Origin of the sequence: Streptomyces odonnellii, from assembly GCF_000981895.1 — a bacterium.
GTDB classification, from domain to species: Bacteria; Actinomycetota; Actinomycetes; order Streptomycetales; family Streptomycetaceae; genus Streptomyces; species Streptomyces odonnellii.
The window spans coordinates 1-1183 of record NZ_LATD01000636.1; the positions used below are offsets into that span (position 1 = coordinate 1).

Genomic DNA, 1183 nt, shown 5'->3' on the forward strand with positions numbered 1-1183 from the left:
GGTCACCGGCGGCCGAGGGCCCGGGGGCCCCAGACCCCCCGGGGCCCCCGGGCCCTCGGCCACCGGTGACCTCCCGCTCTCCGACTACCGGCGCGCGGGCGTCGCCCCGACCGTCCCCATCGACCGCAGATAAGGAAGGACCCGCTCGGACACTCCGGCCGGCGGCTGGATCCCCAGCCGCTCCAGCCGGGCCGTCCTCAGCCAGGGCCGGGTCGGCCTGAGCGCGCCGGACTCCGTCCGCGGTCCCCGCGACGGCCGGAGCAGGGAGAGGGGAAGGCCCGCCGCTTCCGCGATCTTCCTGCCCCAGACGTACTTCGTCACGCCTTCCTGGGCGGCCACATGGAGGATGCCGCCGAGATCCGCGGCGAGGGCCCTCTCCAGCGTGCGGGCCACATCGCTCGTCCAGGTCGGCTGGCGTACGAGCCGGTCGTCCAGTTCGAGGGAGACCTCGTTCCTGAGCGCCTGGAGGACGGACTCGGTCCAGTTCGGGCCGCGCCCCGGCACCCGCTGCCCGTAGAGCACGGGGAGGCGGACGATCAGATGGTCGGGGACCCGGGACGTGTGGAGTTCACCGCCGCGTTTTGTCTCCCCGTAGATCTGGAGCGGAAGCGGGGCGGCCTTTTCCTCGTACCCGTCGGGGGCGGTGCCGTCGAAGACGTACTCCGTGGAGATGTAGACGAGTTTCACCCCGCGGCGGGCGCACTGCTCCGCCACGATCCTGGTGGTCTCGGCGTTCACCCGGCGGGCCATCTCGGGGTCGTCCTCGCACTGCTGCACATCGGCGTTCGCCACACAGTGGACACATACGTCCAGGGACTGTTCCGCGAAGAACGCCTCCACGTCCCGGCGGGAACCGGCTTCCATACGGCGGCAGTTCGGCTGGTCCTGGGAGTAGGACCAGCCGAGCACCTCATTGCCGACGGCGGACAGAGTGGTCATCAGCTCGGCCCCCAGCATGCCGCCGGCGCCGGTCACGAGAATCCTTCGAGGCATGTCGTCTCTTCTCCGCCGCTCTGGGTGCCTGCGGCATCGTCGGGGCGTCAAGGCGCGCGACATGGCGCGGCTGTGGTGGTGAAGCGTGGTGAATCCGGGGCGGTGGGGTGAATCCGGAACGCTTCGAAGTGCTTCGGAGCGCACCGGGGTGACCGGGGGTGGTCATGGGGGACCGCGGACGGAGGCCTGG

General features: G+C 71.3%; 1 protein-coding gene. It reads right to left on the reverse strand.

Translation table 11 applies throughout. The features are described from left to right. Positions 1 to 84: 84 nt before the first annotated feature. Positions 85 to 975 carry an SDR family oxidoreductase gene (locus tag WH07_RS35855; RefSeq protein ID WP_232789182.1) on the reverse strand — a complete coding sequence of 297 codons (891 nt, stop codon included), beginning with the start codon at positions 973 to 975 and terminating at the stop codon, positions 85 to 87. Between the last annotated feature and the right edge of the window lie 208 nt (positions 976 to 1183).